The 18090-nt window shown below is 44.4% G+C and carries 12 protein-coding genes; 2 read left to right on the top strand and 10 right to left on the bottom strand.

Annotated elements, in window-relative coordinates:
* Positions 1–10 precede the first annotated feature (10 nt).
* From arsS to AB1Y31_04515, 4 genes are read right to left on the bottom strand one after another with little or no spacing between them, the layout of a single operon-like run.
* Positions 11–961 (bottom strand): arsenosugar biosynthesis radical SAM (seleno)protein ArsS, encoded by a 951-nt coding sequence (arsS, locus tag AB1Y31_04530; GenBank protein MEW4982431.1) that lies wholly within the window; start codon positions 959–961, stop codon positions 11–13.
* 8 nt (positions 962–969) lie between these two features.
* Entirely contained in the window at positions 970–3072 is a 2103-nt protein-coding gene (locus AB1Y31_04525; GenBank protein ID MEW4982430.1) for an FAD-dependent oxidoreductase, read from the bottom strand.
* Between the two features lie 25 nt (positions 3073–3097).
* Positions 3098–6478: a UvrD-helicase domain-containing protein gene (locus AB1Y31_04520; GenBank protein ID MEW4982429.1), complete on the bottom strand. Its 3381-nt coding sequence runs from the start codon at positions 6476–6478 to the stop codon at positions 3098–3100.
* Positions 6471–9161, bottom strand: a complete 2691-nt coding sequence (locus AB1Y31_04515) for a PD-(D/E)XK nuclease family protein (protein ID MEW4982428.1) — start codon at positions 9159–9161, stop codon at positions 6471–6473. The genes AB1Y31_04520 and AB1Y31_04515 overlap by 8 nt, the downstream gene beginning before the upstream one ends.
* A 153-nt stretch (positions 9162–9314) precedes the next feature.
* Here AB1Y31_04515 and AB1Y31_04510 point away from each other — a divergent pair, with 153 nt between their 5' ends.
* The gene (locus tag AB1Y31_04510; protein ID MEW4982427.1) at positions 9315–9761 is read left to right on the top strand and encodes a hypothetical protein; all 447 of its coding nucleotides are present in this window, start codon (positions 9315–9317) and stop codon (positions 9759–9761) included.
* A gap of 135 nt (positions 9762–9896) precedes the next feature.
* Here AB1Y31_04510 and AB1Y31_04505 read toward each other — a convergent pair whose 3' ends face one another.
* The 6 genes from AB1Y31_04505 to AB1Y31_04480 are packed head-to-tail and all read right to left on the bottom strand — an operon-like array spanning position 9897 to position 16689.
* Entirely contained in the window at positions 9897–11609 is a 1713-nt protein-coding gene (locus AB1Y31_04505; protein MEW4982426.1) for a BatD family protein, read from the bottom strand.
* A 13-nt stretch (positions 11610–11622) separates the two neighbouring features.
* The gene (locus AB1Y31_04500; protein MEW4982425.1) at positions 11623–13368 is read right to left on the bottom strand and encodes a VWA domain-containing protein; all 1746 of its coding nucleotides are present in this window, start codon (positions 13366–13368) and stop codon (positions 11623–11625) included.
* The gene (locus AB1Y31_04495) at positions 13365–14354 is read right to left on the bottom strand and encodes a VWA domain-containing protein (GenBank protein ID MEW4982424.1); all 990 of its coding nucleotides are present in this window, start codon (positions 14352–14354) and stop codon (positions 13365–13367) included. Before AB1Y31_04495 ends, AB1Y31_04500 begins: the two co-directional genes overlap by 4 nt.
* Positions 14351–14815 (bottom strand): DUF4381 domain-containing protein, encoded by a 465-nt coding sequence (locus AB1Y31_04490; GenBank protein MEW4982423.1) that lies wholly within the window; start codon positions 14813–14815, stop codon positions 14351–14353. Before AB1Y31_04490 ends, AB1Y31_04495 begins: the two co-directional genes overlap by 4 nt.
* Positions 14815–15705, bottom strand: coding sequence for a DUF58 domain-containing protein (locus tag AB1Y31_04485; protein MEW4982422.1), 891 nt, complete (start codon positions 15703–15705; stop codon positions 14815–14817). Before AB1Y31_04485 ends, AB1Y31_04490 begins: the two co-directional genes overlap by 1 nt.
* Entirely contained in the window at positions 15706–16689 is a 984-nt protein-coding gene (locus AB1Y31_04480; protein ID MEW4982421.1) for a MoxR family ATPase, read from the bottom strand.
* A 144-nt stretch (positions 16690–16833) separates the two neighbouring features.
* On the opposite strand from AB1Y31_04480, the gene AB1Y31_04475 reads away from it, so the two are divergent.
* Positions 16834–18054: an NAD(P)/FAD-dependent oxidoreductase gene (locus tag AB1Y31_04475; GenBank protein MEW4982420.1), complete on the top strand. Its 1221-nt coding sequence runs from the start codon at positions 16834–16836 to the stop codon at positions 18052–18054.
* Positions 18055–18090: the final 36 nt, after the last annotated feature.

Below are 18090 nucleotides of genomic sequence, written 5' to 3'. Positions count from 1 at the left end.
CGTAAGTTCCTTAGGTTAGTGCGCCGCCACAACTAGAACCGCTACCTGCGGTACAGCCATAGCAATGGTCGGCAATGGTTATTGCTTGTTGTTTGAAATCAATCTCCAAACAATCTGAAATATGCTTCTTTTTGTCGCTTATACCAGCCGGCAAATCTAACATTTGGTTAAAATCACAGTCGTATACATAGCCTTGCCAATCGACACTCAACAGGCCTTTGCACATTAATTGATCGATGTTTACTGGCCGATAAGCAGCTTTAAGAACGTCCATATAATCATCAAACTGTCCTTTAGAAATCAGAGTACTACCAAAGCGTTTTATTGGCATATTAGTGATCGTCAGTAAGCGGCTAAAAACAATGCCGAAATGGTCGAGTAAATGCTCTTTGTACTCAAGCTCTAAGGTTGTTTGCTGCGGAGGTAGCTGAGTGCCCTGCGGGTTGTACACAAGGCTTAAATCCAATCCCTTACCATAGCCCAGTGCATTAAGCTTTTTCAGTGCTGCTATGCTTTTATCAAACACCCCATTACCTCGTTGAGCATCCACATTTTCACTCGAGTAACACGGTAAGGAGGCAACGATTTGCACATTATTACTGGCTAAAAATTCGTACAAATACTCATAGCCTGGCTCCTCAAGAATCGTTAAATTGCAACGGTCTATAACACTCAAACCACGTTGACTCGCCTGCTCCACCACGTATTGAAAATGAGGGTTCATTTCTGGCGCACCACCAGTTAAATCAAGCGTAGTAATGCCTTGCCGATCAATAAACTCAAACACTTGATCTACAGTGGCTTTATCCATTAATTCTTTACGCGTAGGCCCTGCATTAACATGGCAGTGCAAGCAGGACTGATTACATAAATAGCCCAAATTCACCTGTAAGGTTTCAAGCTTATTTCGCCTTATTGACGGAAAATCCGTATCCGCTAGTTTTGGTAAGGTTGGATGCATATCAGTAATTACTGCCGTTTGGCGCGATGGTATCTTTCAAGAAACGTTAACAACTTATCGGGTTTATGGTTTTTCTTCCAAACCCCCGCAGTATATTTATTCGCTTCAGCCCAAGTCGGGTACGCGTGAATCGTGCCCAAAATCTTATTTAACCCTAAACCGTGTTTCATGGCTAAAACAAATTCAGCTAATAGTTCCCCCGCGTGTTCACCAACGATGGTTACACCCAAAATTTTATCTTTGCCGACTACGGTTAATACCTTGATAAAACCGTCTGTTTTTCCGTCCACAATAGCCCTATCTAACTGATCTAATTTGAAGCATGTTTTTTCTACCATGATGCCCGCCGCTTTAGCTGACTCCTCGTTGTACCCAACGCTGGCGATTTCGGGTTCTGTAAAGGTCACTCGTGGAATCACTCGGTGGTCTGCCTTAAAACGCCAAATATCACCGAATAAGCTATTAACCGTGCTGTACCATGCATAATGTGCTGCGGTATGGGTAAATTGATACGGCCCAGCGACATCGCCGCAAGCATAAATGGTAGGTACACTGGTTCGCATGTACTTATCGACCTCGATCGTGCCAGTTTTGGTCAATTGAATACCTAGCGTTTCTATACCGAGCCCAGTTGTATTGGCTTGCCGTCCAATCGCAAACAAAAGCGCATCAAACTCAAGCTTTTCAGTCTCAGCCGCTGCGTTTTTAATAACGCAGTATTGTTGACCATTTTCAACATCAACCGATTCAATAGTAGCGTTAAGCTTAAGCTCCACACCCTCCGATTCTAATTCTCCCTTCAATAAGTCGCCAGCATCGCGATCCTCGGGCAACATAATACGCTCTGCGATATCCAGTATTGTTACCTTGCTCCCTAATCGACTAAAACTTTGCCCCAACTCGCAGCCAATCGGGCCACCGCCCACAACCAGTAGACGTTCTGGCCGTTTACGTAAAGACCAAATAGTCTCTGATGTATAAAATTGAACCTTGTCTAAACCTGAGATAGTCGGCACGCGCGGTTTCGCACCTGTTGCAATAATAATGTGTTGAGAGGTAATTTTCTTGCCGTCTATGTCTACTTCCCAAGGTGATACTATCCGCGCCTCAGCTTGACGGCATTCAACGCCTAATTCGGTATAGCGCTCAATTGAGTCGTGCGGTTCTATTTGTTGAATTACCGATGACACACGCTCCATAACCTCTGCGAAATCAAATTCTGCTGACGCACTTTTTATACCATAGCGCTGACTGCGGCTTAAATCGGCCAAAAATCGTGATGACTTAATCAATGATTTTGACGGGACGCAGCCTGTGTTTAAACAGTCGCCACCCATTTTATCTTTTTCAATTAACAACACCTTTGCTTTAACCGCCGCAGCGATGAAAGAGCTGACTAAACCGGCAGAACCTGCGCCGATAACAACCAGGTTATAGTCGAACGAATCGGGTTTTTTATGGGCTTTTAAAGCCTGATAGCGATGAACAATACCCGGTATTGATTTAGCCATTAATGGAAACAGGCCTAAGAGTGCAAAAGAAACCGCAATAGTAGGCGATAAAATATCACTTAGCTGATCCACTTTCGCCAATTGCGTACCGGCATTAACAAATACGATGGTCGCCGGCAACATACCAAGCTGACTGACCCAAAAATAAGTACGTAATTTGATCGCTGTTAAGCCCATCAATAAATTAATCAACCAAAACGGAAAAACCACGATCAATCTAAGCGTAAAGAGATAAAAAGCACCCTCTTTTTCAATGCCCGTATTAATATCAGCGAGCTTGCTAGAAAATTTAGCTTGCACAGCATCCTTAAACACGTAGCGCGATAATAAGAACGCAAGGCTGGCACCAATAGTCGATGCAAAAGATACCAAAACAACACCCCAAGACAAGCCAAAAATTGCGCCTCCTACTAGGGTGAATGTGCTTGCGCCTGGTATTGATAGGGCAGTAGAGAACATATATACAAGGAAAAACCACAATGACGTTTGCCAAGGGTTATCATCGTAATAAGCGGCAAAGCCTGCGCTTTTTTCTTTTAAATAATCTAAATTGAGGTATTGATTAAAACCCAATGCATAAAAAGCTACGACTAGCGCCACGAACAGTGCCAGCAGTAGAAACCTTTTATTTCGCAGCACGCTCAAACTCCCAGCTGCGCCAGCCAGAAAACGCTGGATAATACAGTCCAAGCATAATTGGACGTGAATCAATCGCACTCATTAGGTGTGCATATTGTTCTAATTGCGGTTTATAACGTGTCACTTCATTATCCAGAAATTGTTCTTTGTTCTCGTCTTCGTGACGGCTCGTTTTATAATCAATGATCCATCTTTTGCCATCATCAACAAAGGTTCTATCTAGTCGATAATGCACAACAGCTCCATCCAAAACGCCTGACAAAGCCAACTCAAATTGGCTATCTTCATGCTGGTTATTAAGAACCCATTGCCCGCGATTATCTTGCAAGCATAACTTTAAAATTTGTTTGCTCCGTGCAATGGCGTCTTCAATATACTGGGGTAATACACCTGCTTCCAACAGCAAATGGCGTATCGACTCATCATCGATAACTGGATTTTTCTCGCCACTCTCACCCATTATCTGCATACATTGGTGGCAAACACTGCCTATGGATGCCGCTAAATCACTCGCCCAATCAAACTCAATTACGTTGCTTTGTGGTGCAATGATTACTGACGTTTCTTGTTGATAATCTAAACACGACAGGTCTTCTTTTTTTATTTCTTGTGTATTTAATTTTTTTAAATAACATTTAGTTACAGCTTCTTTATTATCTAATTTATCACCTAACAAATCGGTTTTTACAGCCTTTTTAATCGTCGACCACAACAGACCTAACAGCGTATTACTCGGCGGCTTTTTGGCTTCACCGGTTTTTTCATCAAGCGTTAAACAGAAACTTAAGTGTAAGCATTTTTTCGCGCGTGTTGCCGCCACATACAATAAACGCTGACTTTCATGGGCTGATTTTTGTTGTTCAATTTTATTTAAATAATTGCCTATCGCATCGTCTGCTTCGGACCCTGTTTCCTTTATCGGCGCGATCAATAATTCGCTTTCGCCGGGTAGTTCAGAGGGGCGTTCCAGCCATGTCAGCAACTGTTTATCATCGTGACGCCCTCGCCTGTCTAAACCCGGCAATATAACGTGATCAAATTCCAAACCTTTCGCTTTATGAATAGTCATTACCTGAAGTGTTTTAGGCGCATTCACATCAGCCGCGGCATAAAGTTTTTCAACGCGTTCTTCTAATGCCTTTATATCAATTGAATTTCCTGCTGATTCCAACTCCGCAAGGCATTCAAAAAAGCGTACATTGTCAGACAGTTCAGCCGTTGTAGACAAACATTCAGGGCCCAACAATTCACTCCATAGGCCCTTGATGATTTCTGCGCTAGGCATTCTTTCTCTATGACTAAATGCCACCGCGAACTGGGTCAATACGTGTGCAATACTGCTTTGACCGGATTGACTTAACGCTGATAGTCGACCCTTATCTTGCAGTAGCGAGTAAATATTTGCATCTGGACAGCCATCCAGCAAACTGTGCATATCAGCGAGGCTCAAGGCGCACCAAGGGGCGCGTAATACAGAAAGCCACGCGACTCTATCGGCAGGTTGCAGGTAGGCGCGCGTCAGTGACATTAAATCAATGACCGTTTGTCGTTTATGCAGCGGATCGATGTCGGTTGCTTGGTAAAGTACGCCCGCTTCATTTAATGCGATAACAAGCTCAGCAAGGCTGCTTCTAGTGCGCACCAATACAGCAATGGTCTCGTCAGGTTTATCGAGTTGAATCTTCTGGATCAACTTCAATAATGACTCACCTTCTGCTTGTCTATCACTATGCGGGTAATAATGAACCGCCTGCTCTTCAGGCTCATTTAATTTAAATGGGATGGAAGGTTTATATGAAATGGCACCACTAAAAATATTATCGCTGTCTGGCATTACCTCACTAAACGCCTCGTTTACCCAATCAACCACCGATTGTTGGGAACGAAAGTTAACCTCAATATTAACCGGACTGATATCCCTTACTTCACCTAAACCGTCTTGTTGTGTCTTCAAGAACAAGCCAACTTCTGCCTGTCGAAACCGATAAATAGATTGCATCGGGTCGCCCACTAAAAATAATGTTCGACCATCATCTGCCTGCCAACCTGCCACCAAGTCTTTTAACAACATAAATTGTGTTTCAGAGGTATCTTGAAACTCATCAACCAACATGTGTTGTAATTGATAATCTAAAATTAAGCCAACGTCGGTCATGCCAGAACTATCGTGCAAGGCTTGACTCGCCGACAAAGACACCTCACAAAAGTCAACTTGGCCAACTTGTTGGAAAACTAAACGTAAATAAGCAACCGCCCTTGGCAAGACTTTCAATAGCGCTTGGATTACGACCCATTGCTGCTCACTATAGCTTGCCGTTGGTAAGCTACGCAGCCAACTCACTGCATCTGTTAAAGCTTGGTTATCCCGTAGTTCAGCCAGCAATTCTTTAAATTGTTTTTTCTTAGCGGCATAGATCGCCTTTTCTTCTTTATTTTTCGAGTTGCTCGGTGCTGGGAAACCCAACTTGGCGTCAGCCTGCTTTCGCCAACCACCGGATTTGGTGAGTAAGAAATCACCAAGCATTAGCCAGATCGGCAATGAATCCACGCTGGTATTCGATAAGTCTAGTTGCTCAGCTAAATGACGAGTCGTCGATCCACTATCGGTCACATTTGCCGAAGCAAACTGTATCAGGCTATATAGTTGCTGTTGTTGACCAGCATTGATGTTTTGCGAAACGTCGTTTAACACTACCTCAATCGTGCGTTGTAACACCGCCTCCAATGCATAACGCATCGAGCCGTCAGACTGTTGGCCCATCACATGACGTAGCCACTGATCACGAGAAGCAAGCATCGCCGATAGCAAGTTTTCAGCGCGTGATAATTGGTTATCAACGTGTGCTAATAAAACTCGAATGGCTTGCCCTACCTCGTCATCAGCATCCAGCTCTTGTAAGCAATACCTCGCCGCCTCAAGGTACAACGCCGTAGGATCGAGCTGTACAGCCGGTGGCGAGCCAAATCGCGCTGTTACCGGCAATTGCTTAGTCAGGTGGGCACAAAGCGAATCAATGGTTTGTACTCGCAAGCGGTTTGGGTTTTGTAACAACTTCCAGCCACGGTCTGAATCGTGTTGAAGCACCTGTGCCGCTAGTTCCCACGTTTTGCCATCAAATTCGTTATCGGGTCGGGGCTTGGTCGCTAATTTGACTGACTCGATGATGCGCTGATGCATTTCCGCTGCGGCTTTTTTAGTAAAGGTAATCGCCAAAATTTCTTCTGGGTTATTAACAATGGTTAATAAGCGTAAAAAACGCTGTGTCAGTAAGGTGGTTTTACCTGAACCCGCGGGTGCCTGCACAATAAAGGATTGACTGACGTCTAATACCTGCTCTCGTTTCGTATGATCTTGTGGCTTATTCATGTGAATCTACCGCTATCGGCTGTTTTTCATTAATACGGCATAGACTAGTTAAGTCGCAATAGTCACAGGCTTTTTTAGTTGGATTAACGCGCGCGTCACCGGCTACAAATTCATCCGCTAATGAGCTGATAACACCTCGCCAATGGCTCATTTGAGCAGCCCAATCTTGCTCGTCTGCTTTCGCCTCGGCGATACTTTTTAAACAAGAAAATTGATCCGAGCCATCACTGATACCAACGTACTTTGCGTTTCCTTTTTTCAGTTGAGCAAAACTAATGCTATGCACTGATCCGCTGCCGAATACGCTGTATAAAGGTAATTGCGGTTCTTCTGGCCGTTCACCAAACCAACTCGTGATCGTCGTCGAACCCGTTTTATAATCAATAATGGCGGTCGATCCATCGTCTAAGATATCGACCCTATCGATAATTGTATTGAGTTTCAGCGGTCCAACCGTTAGCACATTCCTGAATTCTTTTTCTATCACCTCAAATGGTTCACGTTCAATATCAATCGCCAGCCAATCTTCTAATAACTCACTGATTCGCCGCGCCTCTAATCGCCCAAAGGCTGTTTTTAAAATAGGCGTATATTGACTTTCATGTTCGATAATCTGAGTGGTTACCGTTTCTAGCAAACTGTGTTTTTCTTCATCCGCCAACAAACAAAGTGCTCGATGCGTTTTAAGCTTTCCCCAAAGCACTTCTAATGCGCGATGCACAAGAGTGCCGCGCAATCGCGCATCAATACCTGGCTCGGGTTCTTCCATTGAATTAGCCAATAAGCGATAGTGTGCAAACGCTTTAAATGGACAGGCCGACTGCTCCTTTAAAACACCGACACCACCGTGTGTAACGCCCTCGTTGTTTAACAACGGTCCATTGCCATCTTCCAGTAAACTGATCGACTCGCCCGTAATTCGTTGCCCCAATCGGTCAAGCGGAATTTCCTTTAATAAACTGTTTTTATCAACCACATCATAGGGCTCAAGTAACGGGCTCATTTGACGCGGCGTTTCCGCATCAAAACTTGAATAACTAAAAATCACGCTGTTAGCTGACTTAGCCCAGTTACGCGTTATATTTGCCGCATAGTCATGCTGCAGTGTGGCCGAAGACTGCACTAAGCCTTGCTTACGCTGTTCCGCTAACGGTAAAAATGGGCTCGGTTGCGACGCTGCTGGCCAACACTTATCGTGCAAGCCACACACCCATAAAGCATCGAAAGTATGCCCAGAGGCTTCCATTAAGCCCATGATTTGAATCGGTGCTGGTGGCGTTTCAGGCTGGAATACGCGCTCAGCCACTAAGCGGCGAATAGCGTTAATGGCAGTGTCGTAGTCGATAAGCTTATACACGGCGTCTAAGCTGGCGAACGTGTGTAAGACATTATCCCACGCTTGAAACACCTGATATTCAGTTGAATTCAACTCTTTATCGCCTTGTACACCTGCCGCCGCTAATAACAACCTAATCAATTCAACCCACTCAGACGGTAGGACACGGTTTGGTTTCTTATCTAGCAACTGTATGACTTCATGTATCGATAGTTGCAACAGCCGACATCGTGACTCTTCAGCTTCTGTTGCTTGCAATACTTTGTTTAACTGGTGTATTGAACAAGTTAAATAGCCGTTTTTACGCAGATTAAGCTCTAATTGTGCGCGCTCACCCCACTCCGCTTCGCCGGCTGATAAAAACGGTGAACGCAACAATATAATCAATTCGTTCAACGGTAACGGTCGATTGAAAAACTGTAGCCAGCGCGATATTTGTTGAATAGGCGCGTAATGCGATAACGGCCGCCCTAAAGAGACGTTGTAAGGCTTATTAAACGGCACATCAATCGCATAGCTGACACTCGGGTAAAACACCGTGTTAAAGGTGGTTTCTAATTGCTGTCGCACTGCTTGAAGTTCTGGCACGACAATACCAATCGACGAATCTGGCGACTCGTCCAAACGCTCCCGAGCCCATTGCGCCATCATCAGCATTTCTTCTTTCGTATCAACCGCCGCCACAAGCTGTGTCTTGTTGCTTATTTCATACGGCGTGTATTCAGACAGCTCGCAACCATTAGCTTTAAGTAAGCTCAATAATGCCTGTTGACTTGGGGTCAACACATCAAAGCCAGCCAGCACCATTTGTTGCGGATACGGTAAACAAGATTGATCAATCAGAATCGTCACCGCTTCAACTAACTGCACCCGATCAATCCAGTTGCCACGAATTAGTTTCTCCTGATAAGCCTTATGCCAAGCCTCAAACGCTGACAAATCCATACTGCTATTAAACTGACTAGAAGGCCGCTCATCAATTTGCCACTGAATAGCCAGTTGTCGAGCCGTACTCGCAGCTTTTGCCGTAGCGACTACGTTTAATAATTCCGCATCTTGGGACTCGCGTATGACCTGCTCCCAAAGCACTAACGCCTGCTCAGGGCTGAGCAGTGTTTTATTAATGATTGATTGATTATCCACCTCATCGAGGTGATCAAAACGTTGCTGCCACAGTTGCAATAACCACGAGTCAAACGAAATAATAGACGGTGACGGCCAAGTTACCGCAGCATCTTTTATATAGGCTTGTTCGATTTTAGTTAACAAGTGCCGCGCTAGGCGTTGGTTAACTGTTATAACAACGGTACCCTTTTTAAGGGCGCTAAATAAGTCAGAAAATATCATCCACTAAGCCTAACAAAATCGTTCGGTAAATTCACAATAACGTCTTTAATAAAGCATGCAGGTCTTTTTCCGCGTCGCCTTTGATTATTTTATTATGTGTGCTTGGCACAATACCTGCTTTAAATTTTGCATTCTATTTATAGGGAAATAAATATGCAAGTTACACAAGCCAGTTATACTCAAACGGTAAATACGACACCATACAGCGGCAATACATTGCCGCCCACCGGTGAAAATGAGGTAGTTCAAGAAAGTTCTTTAATACATGAACTAGCTAAGTCGATTGATCCTACCAATATGAGTCGTAACGAGGCTCGTATGATAGCTAATGCACTCATGAAATCAGGTGAAGGAGACATTAGTTCAGCATTTATGACGCAATCTATGGTATTGAAAGTAAACGCTGATGGTAGTTACTCTAACCCCACAGATGATGATCCACTAATGACTACAAAGTTTAATATGTTTGATTCCTTAAAGGGGCAGATGGAATTTAATAGAGAGCACAACCTCCCTACAGATTTACTCGAAGAAGCCGAAAGCTTTTTAAGAAAACTTCAAGTTGCAAAAAACTCACCGAGAATTGATACATACACATAACGAATGCTTAACGGGGTATTTTCTTGAAAAAAAGTTAAGCCGCCGTGTTGCTGAATCATAACATTGATAGCGCGGGCTTTTACCCTTGCACAAGCCATCAACAAGGTGAAAATTTATTCAGCTCAAGTTGTTTAACTACAATCTATGAAGTGGCTCTAGCTCATCGCTCAGCGTTGTTTCTTTCTGCAACAGCTGACTTTGCTCTACCACCAACTCAACCAATGCATGTCCCTTCCAGTCACCGTCAATTCTTGCATATAGGCATTCATTCAGCTTTTTAATTTCTGTCTGTAAAGCAGCGCCGCAATACGTTGCAATCACTTCCAAATCGTGTGTGTTGTATTGAAGCTCACCCCATTGCATCAAAGCCTGCTTTACTTGTTTTGGGTTATTCGCTTTACAGGCAGCTTGCAGCTTTTTAATCACTTTTTTTAAAGGCAGCTGCTCATCCGTAGCGCTTTGTACCGAGGGCGACTTTATGCAGCGCTTCCTTAGCATCCACACCAAGGTAAATAGCCAGCCGATTGTCACTATGATGGACAACCACTTCCAATAATTATATTCAGTATTCGGTGGTACTGCCTTGTCTTGCGATTCTACTTGATCAGCTAATTTTTCAGGCGATTCTGTCGCCACAGGCGCGTTTGGCTTAACTCCCTCTTTTGCAATCGCTGTAATCGTTACCTCAGGGATAAGCGCTATTTCCATTAAGCCCGTTGAGGTATTAAACCAAGGTATCTCAATCGCGGGCAATTGGTATTCTCCAGCGGTAGCAGGAATGATCGCCACTTTTTGTTCACGTAATGCGGTCACCCCCGCTGCTCCCGGCTGGTTTTTCAATACGGGCTGATCGGGATACATAGTGACATTGGTTGACTCACTAACGGACACAAGATCAGGGAGTTGACTCGCAGTCACGCCTTTAGCCACTAGGGATAAGGTTCTTGTTAAGGGCTCACCAACAATGACCGTTAAATCGCTATTAGACCAAGTTTGTTGTAAATGAACATTCTCCGCAGCAAGCCAATGCTGACCATTGAACCTGTCAAGTGCAGGCAACACGTCGACTGTTATCGCCTTAGAACGAACACGTTTGGTTCGAGATCTCTGCGCATTAAAAATGCTCCCGTAGCGTGAGGACTGCCCCGCTGTCACCACCTGTGCCGTTAACTCCACAGCGGGGATGACTAACTGACCACTTTCCTGTGGAAAGATCGCGTACTTACGCTCAAACACTAAATAATTAACGCCATCTATTTTTGTGTTGTATTGCTTATCTTTACCTATTTTTTCAATAATTGCATTGTCTGGTTCAGGTTCAGATAAAGACGCCTGACTTATTTGAACGCGTTGAAACAAGCGTATTGTGTACAAGATTTGCGCCTGTACATATACTTCACTCGGTACCGCACTAACCTGTAAATATATCTCATCATCGACGGATATATTGTCCTTTACGGCGCTTGCCATCACGTTAATTTGTAACGCTCTGGAACTGTCATCGCCAAACGAAATAACTGGGATTTGTAAGCTACCCGCTCGCTTAGCCATCATATCTAGCACCCATGAAATACGCTTAGTCGATTGACCATTTACCCAAGATGACTGACTGCTTTTTCGTTGATTTAATATCTGAAAATTTTCTTCGAGGGGAGTAAAGTCAGGGTCATCATCGGGGGATTCCGAGGCACTAAAAGTGAGCTTAAATGACTCATTAATCGTCAGCTGACTTCTATCGACGGACACGTCTACATCAACTGCAAACGCGTTTATGCTAAAAACAACGCCCAGTACCAGCAATAAGACACGCGCAGCACCCGGCACAAAACCCAACCGCCTCGTTATCACTAAATTTCTACTCTTAACGTTGTTGTCGTTGACCATATTGATATTTAAATTTTCGTTTTAATAAGCCCGCAGGATCATCCTGAATACGGTTTAACCACTGTTCCGCTGCCTGTTTTTCTTCATCCGATAAACTGGCAGTGCTTGCTTGTTGACTGTCACTCGCTTCACCACCTTCAGCTGATTTACTTTCTAAATCAGCCTGCTCTAACTCGGATTCTTTTTCGTCAGATGCTTCAGGCTGTTCATCATTTTGCTTTTCTGTTGGTTTTGTAGAAGGTGCGCCCGACTCTTGCTCTTCATCGCTTTGTTGTTGATCGGCTTGCTGACTGCCACCTTCTGAATTATCCGACTGTTGTTCATTTTGCTGTTGCTCGCCTTGTGTCTGCTCACCTTTTGGCGGCGCTTTTTTTAAAGCATCCTCAATTAACTGCAAATTGTATTGTGCATCTTCATCGTCGGGCTTTAATTCTAACGACTTTTTATAAGCTTCTTTTGCCTTTTCTAATTGCGCTAATTTGGCAAAGCTATTTCCTAAGTTGTAATAACTATCAGCCGTTTCAATGGGTTTAAGTTGCTCAATAGCTTGCTTATATTGCCCTGCTTTATACTCTGCGGCGGCTTTCCATTGCGCTGTTTGAAATTTTTCTGCGGCCTGTTCAAATTGCTGCTGCTGGAACGCCTGCTGAGCTTGTTGATCTTTGGTCAGCCAAAGGTCGCCCCATTCAATTGCGTAACTACTTGTCGGCATCGGTAATATTACAAATAAACACAGCATTAACAAGCCTTTACGGAAGCCCAGTGCTACCAAGGGTAATACCAGTAATAATAGCCAAGCGCCTTTGTCACTCCACTCTTCAATGAGGCCATTGTTTTCACTATTAGCAGAATTTGTCGCGGGCCGTTCTATACTTGAAAGTAATGTTTTTATATCGCTATCATCCGATGTAATAGCGCTATAGCTACCGCCGGCTTTTCTTGCCAACGAAGCAAGCCGCGACGCTGCTAACTTAGGCACCACAATATTCCCGTGGCGGTCTTTTAAAAAGCCGCCACCTGCCAACTTAACTGGCCCGCCACTTTCCGTACCGACACCGAGTACGGACACTGCATAAGCAGACAGTTCGTCCGACAACTGGTCGACATCCGACTTCACCGCATCCGTTATAAGAAAAATATTGCCTTGCTTTTGACCCGCTTGTTTTAAAAGCTTAACGGCTAGTTTCAATACCGACTGCGTATCTTTACCTTGTCGGGGCATCAAATGGCTTTCCAAGGCATTTAACTGACTTTCAATCGTAGCAACATCACTGGTTAAAGGCGTTACGGTAAATGCATCGGTTGAATACACAACTAAGGCAGTTAAGCCGTCTTTACGTTGCCTTAATATATCGGCAATTTTATAGCGCGCACGCACTAATCGACTTGGTTTTATATCGGTAGCATTCATGGTTTGAGACAGATCTAATGCGATAACTAAGGCCGCATCGTTTCTAAACACCGGCGTATCCAACCTCTCCCAAGTAGGCCCTGCTAAAGCGACAATAGCCAGCAACACAGCAAAAGATAAAGCACCAAATACCCAATGGCTTTGAGAGCTATTTTTGTTTTCTAGAATAAAAGGCAACAACTCGACATCACACACATCCACCCACTGCCCCCTGCTTAAGGTATGTTTGACCGATACAATCATTAACCCAACCGCTGGAATAAGCGTCAACAGCCAATATGGCCTAATAAAATGAAAATCTAGCCAGTTCATGTAAACCTCAATCTACCAATAACGAGTAGCGCCGTTAACATCAAACTGAATGCTAATGGCCAAGGGTAAAGTTCACTCATTGGTCGATAGAATTGCTTGCTTTTTTCAACCGGCTCGAGCTGATCCAACAGTTCATAGATGTTCTCAAGCTCTTCTTTGCTTCGAGCACGAAAATATCGACCGTTCGTTTTATCGGCGATCGCTGTTAATGTTTTTTCATCCAAGTCACGTGACGGGTTGACCTTGCGATTGCCAAAAAAACTGCGAACCAGCATTTGATCGGCACCAATACCTATCGTATATATTTTAAGCTGGTGATCTGCTGCTATTTGTGCCGCTTGCATCGGTGTAATTTCACCTGCAGTATTCGCTCCGTCGGTCAATAATACCAATACTCGACTATTCGCCTTCTCATCCTTTAAGTGCTTAACGGCTAAACCAATCGAGTCACCAATCGAGGTCGCGGGTTCATCATCGGTGATCCCGATGAACGCTTCATTAAGTAAGGTAATAACCGTTTTTCGGTCAAAGGTGAGCGGTGTTTGCAAGTAGGCGGTAGTGCCAAATAATATCAGCCCTAATCGATCGCCTGTACGCCGTTCTATAAAAGCACTTGCAACGTGCTTTGTTGCCGTTAAACGGTCAACTCGTGAGCCGTCAATAACAAAATCTTCTTCGTCCATACTGCCAGAAACATCGACAGCTAGCATTAAATCTCGGCCACTCACCGCTTGTTCAATCGGTTCACCTAACCATTGAGGTCGACTCGCCGACATGACCAATAAAACCCAAGCAATAGTGGCTAACCATAGTAACCAAGGTTTGTTTTTTGACACACTGCTTTTACTTCCTGCACGACTAAAATCGTCAATAAAGGGCACTTTAAGTGCTGCCTCCGTGGTGGGTTTTTGTGCCGGCAGTAACCAACGAAATATCAGCGGTAACGGCAAAACTAGCAACAACTGAGGCCACTCGATGTGAATCATGCTTTTCGCCCCTTAAGCCAACTCTCGCATAAATTAATTAAAGCTTCCGAATCCAGCCCTTCTGGAGCCGTTTGGCGATAATGCGCATCTGATAAATATTGCCCTACACCGCTACTAAAGGGGGTCCCTTCAACCGATTGATCTAAGTAACTCAACCATTTCTCACCGGTTAAACTGGCCACTTCAGCGCGCGAATCCGTGCTCATCGCTACTCTGCGTATACAACTAGATAGTTGCTTTAGTAGGGCTAATTGATCATTTTCTTCACTCTGCTTGATACTCAACAAAATTCCGAACCCAGTTTTGATGGCTGTCCGTCGTGTTAACTTTTTATACAACATCCAGCCACCCACTAAGGCTGCAAGAATAACGAATAACAATAACCACCAGCCTATCGCTGGTGGCCACCACGTAATGGCCTCAGGTAAATGTATATCACGCAGAGGGAGTTCTTGATCCACTAACTTAGTACCTCAAATGGGTTATCACTTGTACTACATTGTATTAATGACATACGCCATTTTTTGCACATCGTTTTTAGCTGCTCTTGTCGTTGTTGATAATGCTGCTGGTAAGCCAATACGCCTTGATTATTACTGGTATCAATAACAATATCCCGTTCACCATTGGTAAAACGGTACTGGCCTTTTTTTGGAAGATGGCTTTCTAATGGGTCATAGATGTGTACCAGTTCAATCTCACAGTGCCGTGCCAATTTCGATAATTGCCGTTCAACCTTGTCGTTAAAACCACGAAAATCACTGACGATATAAAGCAAACTGCCCGGCCGCGCATGCTTAGTCAAACGATTAAGTACTTGTTCTAAAGACAAAGGCTCTGCGACCGAAAGCGTCTGTTTAACCAAGGCGTTCAATAAATGTAAAACAGCCCGCCTACCCGATGCTGGCTTTAACTCCTGACAACCCTCTGCGTTAAACACTTGTCCACCAACCCTATCTCCATTTAGTTGAGCAGACCACGCCAGTAACGCCGCCACTTTTGATGCCTGTACCGACTTAAAAACACCCCGCGTTGCAAAGTTCATCATCGGGCGCAAATCGACAGAAATAAAAATGGGTCGCTCTCTTTCCTCACGAAACACTTTGCTGTGCGTTTTATTCGTGCGTGCCGTCACCCGCCAGTCGATACTGCGGATATCATCACCGGCTTGATACAAGCGCACTTCATCAAACTCCATCCCACGGCCTTTAAAACGCGAGACATAACCACCACTTTGAGCCGCTTTTATCCGCTGCTGACGACTGGTTAAGAAGGCGGCTTTTTTTGCCAAGTCCACTAATGGTTTCAACCGAACAATGACTCGTTCATCGTTCTGCATAACATCATTCATTTACGGCACGGCTATTCTAGCGATAAGTTCTTTAATAAATCTATCGGCGCTGATGCCTTCCGCCTCAGCTTCGTACGACAAGATTAAACGATGGCGCAATACATCATACGCAATGCTTTGAATGTCTTCTGGCGTAACAAAGTCACGCTGTTGCAACCAAGCTTTAGCACGCGCACAACGGTCTAATGCAATGCTCGCTCTTGGGCTAGCGCCGTATTGAATCCAAGCTGCTAAATCATCGCCGTAGGCTGCGGGGTCGCGTGTAGCTAAAACCAGCTGCAAAAGATAATCTTCCAGCTCATCACTCATATACACGTCCAGTATTTCTTGGCGTGCAGAGAATAACTGCTGCTGCGTCATCGGTTGAGCACTGACGGCTTTTTGTTCACTCGACTTTTCTTCAGCTCTAGCCAGGTGCAAAATTTCTTTCTCATGCGCTGCGTTAGGGTAATCAATTTTTATATGCAACAAGAAACGGTCTAACTGTGCTTCAGGCAGCGGGTAAGTACCTTCTTGCTCAAGTGGATTTTGCGTTGCCATCACCATAAACAAGCCCGGTAGTGGGTAAGTCGAACCGCCCACCGTGATTTGCCTTTCAGCCATTGCTTCTAACAGTGCTGCTTGTACTTTAGCGGGAGCACGGTTTATTTCGTCAGCCAACACAAGGTTGTGGAATAAAGGGCCTTTTTGAAACTCAAATGTGCCCTGTTCTGGGCGATAGATATCAGTGCCGGTTAAATCAGAAGGAAGCAGATCTGGGGTAAACTGCACCCGATGAAAGTCTGCCTCAACACCTTGACTGAGCACATTAATTGCTCGCGTTTTGGCAAGTCCCGGTGCACCTTCAACTAAAATATGCCCGTCAGCTAACAAAGCAATTAGCATTCTCTCTACTAAGGCATCCTGACCAATAATTTGCTGAGTGACCCTGGTCTTAAGTTGCTGAATAGCTATTTTAGCGTCACTTAAACTTCCTTCTAACATCGTTTATCTATCCTTTTTATTCGTGGGTTTTATACAATACCTTGTTTAGCAGACTTATTGATGATTGCAAACTTGCTTTAAAACATTGGGGCATTCATCAGAATTTCAACCACTCAGTCAATAATCAAACGCCATCAATTATAAATGTCCGATATTCTAACCAAAGTAAGCACACCCATAACCAATAAACCCATTGATGTTCTTATCATCGGCGCTAGCGCTTCTGGCTTAATGTGCGCCATAGAGGCGGGTAAGCGTGGCCGCAACGTTGTGGTGCTTGACCACGCAAACAAGGCCGGCAAAAAAATCCTAATGTCTGGCGGCGGTCGCTGCAATTTCACTAATTACAATATTGATGCTGAAAACTTCATCTCGCATAACCCACATTTTTGTAAATCAGCTATCAGCCGTTATACGCAATGGGATTTTATTGGACTGGTTAGTGACTACAAGATCCCCTTTCATGAGCGAAAACACGGGCAACTATTTTGTGATGACAGTGCAAAAGATATTCTCACGATGTTGCTGTCTGAGTGCGCCCATGCGGGTGTTCAAATTAAATTGAAGTGTGACATTCACGGCATAGAAAAAACAACGACCGAACAATTCGACATTGAAACATCTGCCGGTCTATTCCATTGTCAATCCCTCGTTATCGCGACCGGCGGCTTATCCATTCCCAAAATGGGCGCTACGCCATTTGGTTATAACCTAGCCAAACAATTCGGCCATAAGGTTTTAGCTACCAGCGCAGCACTGGTGCCTTTGACTCTGCAAAACAATGATAAAGCTTGGCTTGCAGATCTATCGGGGATTGCCGTTGATGCGGTGGTTAGCTCTCACTCCATCAGTTTTAGAGAAAATATATTGCTGACCCATAGAGGCTTAAGCGGGCCGGCTATTTTACAAATATCGTCATACTGGAAGGCAGGCGAGCCCATCAGCATTAACCTATTACCCGATATCGACATCGAAAATTTCTTGAAGAACAAGCAAAACGAACAGGCCAAAACACATTTAAAAACGGCTCTCGCCGAACATTTGCCCAAGCGGCTGGTTACAGCATTATTTGATGAAGACTTGCTCGACAAGACATTACAAAGCATCAGCCACCAACTGTTTAAGGAGGTCGCTAATAAACTGCATCAATGGCAAATAAAACCTAATGGCACCGAAGGTTACCGGACAGCAGAAGTCACTCTCGGAGGTGTCGATTGTGATGAACTATCGTCGCAAACGATGCAATCCAAAAAAACCGAGGGGCTATATTTTATCGGCGAGGTTGTAGATGTCACCGGTTGGCTCGGCGGCTATAACTTTCAGTGGGCTTGGTCATCTGGTTGGTGTGCGGGACAGGTTGTATAAACCCACCTGCGCCCTCAAACAATATGCTGATTGAAA

It is taken from the genome of Cycloclasticus sp. (assembly GCA_040743155.1).
Lineage (GTDB): Bacteria > Pseudomonadota > Gammaproteobacteria > Methylococcales > Cycloclasticaceae > Cycloclasticus.
This window is presented reverse-complemented; position numbering and strand designations above follow the sequence as displayed.

Excerpts from the sequence above, each read along its gene's own strand:
- arsS (MEW4982431.1), bottom strand. The coding sequence starts at position 961 with ATGCATCCAACCTTACCAAAACTAGCGGATACGGATTTTCCGTCAATA.
- AB1Y31_04520 (MEW4982429.1), bottom strand. The coding sequence starts at position 6,478 with ATGAATAAGCCACAAGATCATACGAAACGAGAGCAGGTATTAGACGTC.
- AB1Y31_04515 (MEW4982428.1), bottom strand. The coding sequence starts at position 9,161 with ATGATATTTTCTGACTTATTTAGCGCCCTTAAAAAGGGTACCGTTGTT.
- AB1Y31_04510 (MEW4982427.1), top strand. The coding sequence starts at position 9,315 with ATGCAAGTTACACAAGCCAGTTATACTCAAACGGTAAATACGACACCA.
- AB1Y31_04500 (MEW4982425.1), bottom strand. The coding sequence starts at position 13,368 with ATGAACTGGCTAGATTTTCATTTTATTAGGCCATATTGGCTGTTGACG.
- AB1Y31_04495 (MEW4982424.1), bottom strand. The coding sequence starts at position 14,354 with ATGATTCACATCGAGTGGCCTCAGTTGTTGCTAGTTTTGCCGTTACCG.
- AB1Y31_04485 (MEW4982422.1), bottom strand. The coding sequence starts at position 15,705 with ATGAATGATGTTATGCAGAACGATGAACGAGTCATTGTTCGGTTGAAA.
- AB1Y31_04480 (MEW4982421.1), bottom strand. The coding sequence starts at position 16,689 with ATGTTAGAAGGAAGTTTAAGTGACGCTAAAATAGCTATTCAGCAACTT.
- AB1Y31_04475 (MEW4982420.1), top strand. The coding sequence starts at position 16,834 with ATGTCCGATATTCTAACCAAAGTAAGCACACCCATAACCAATAAACCC.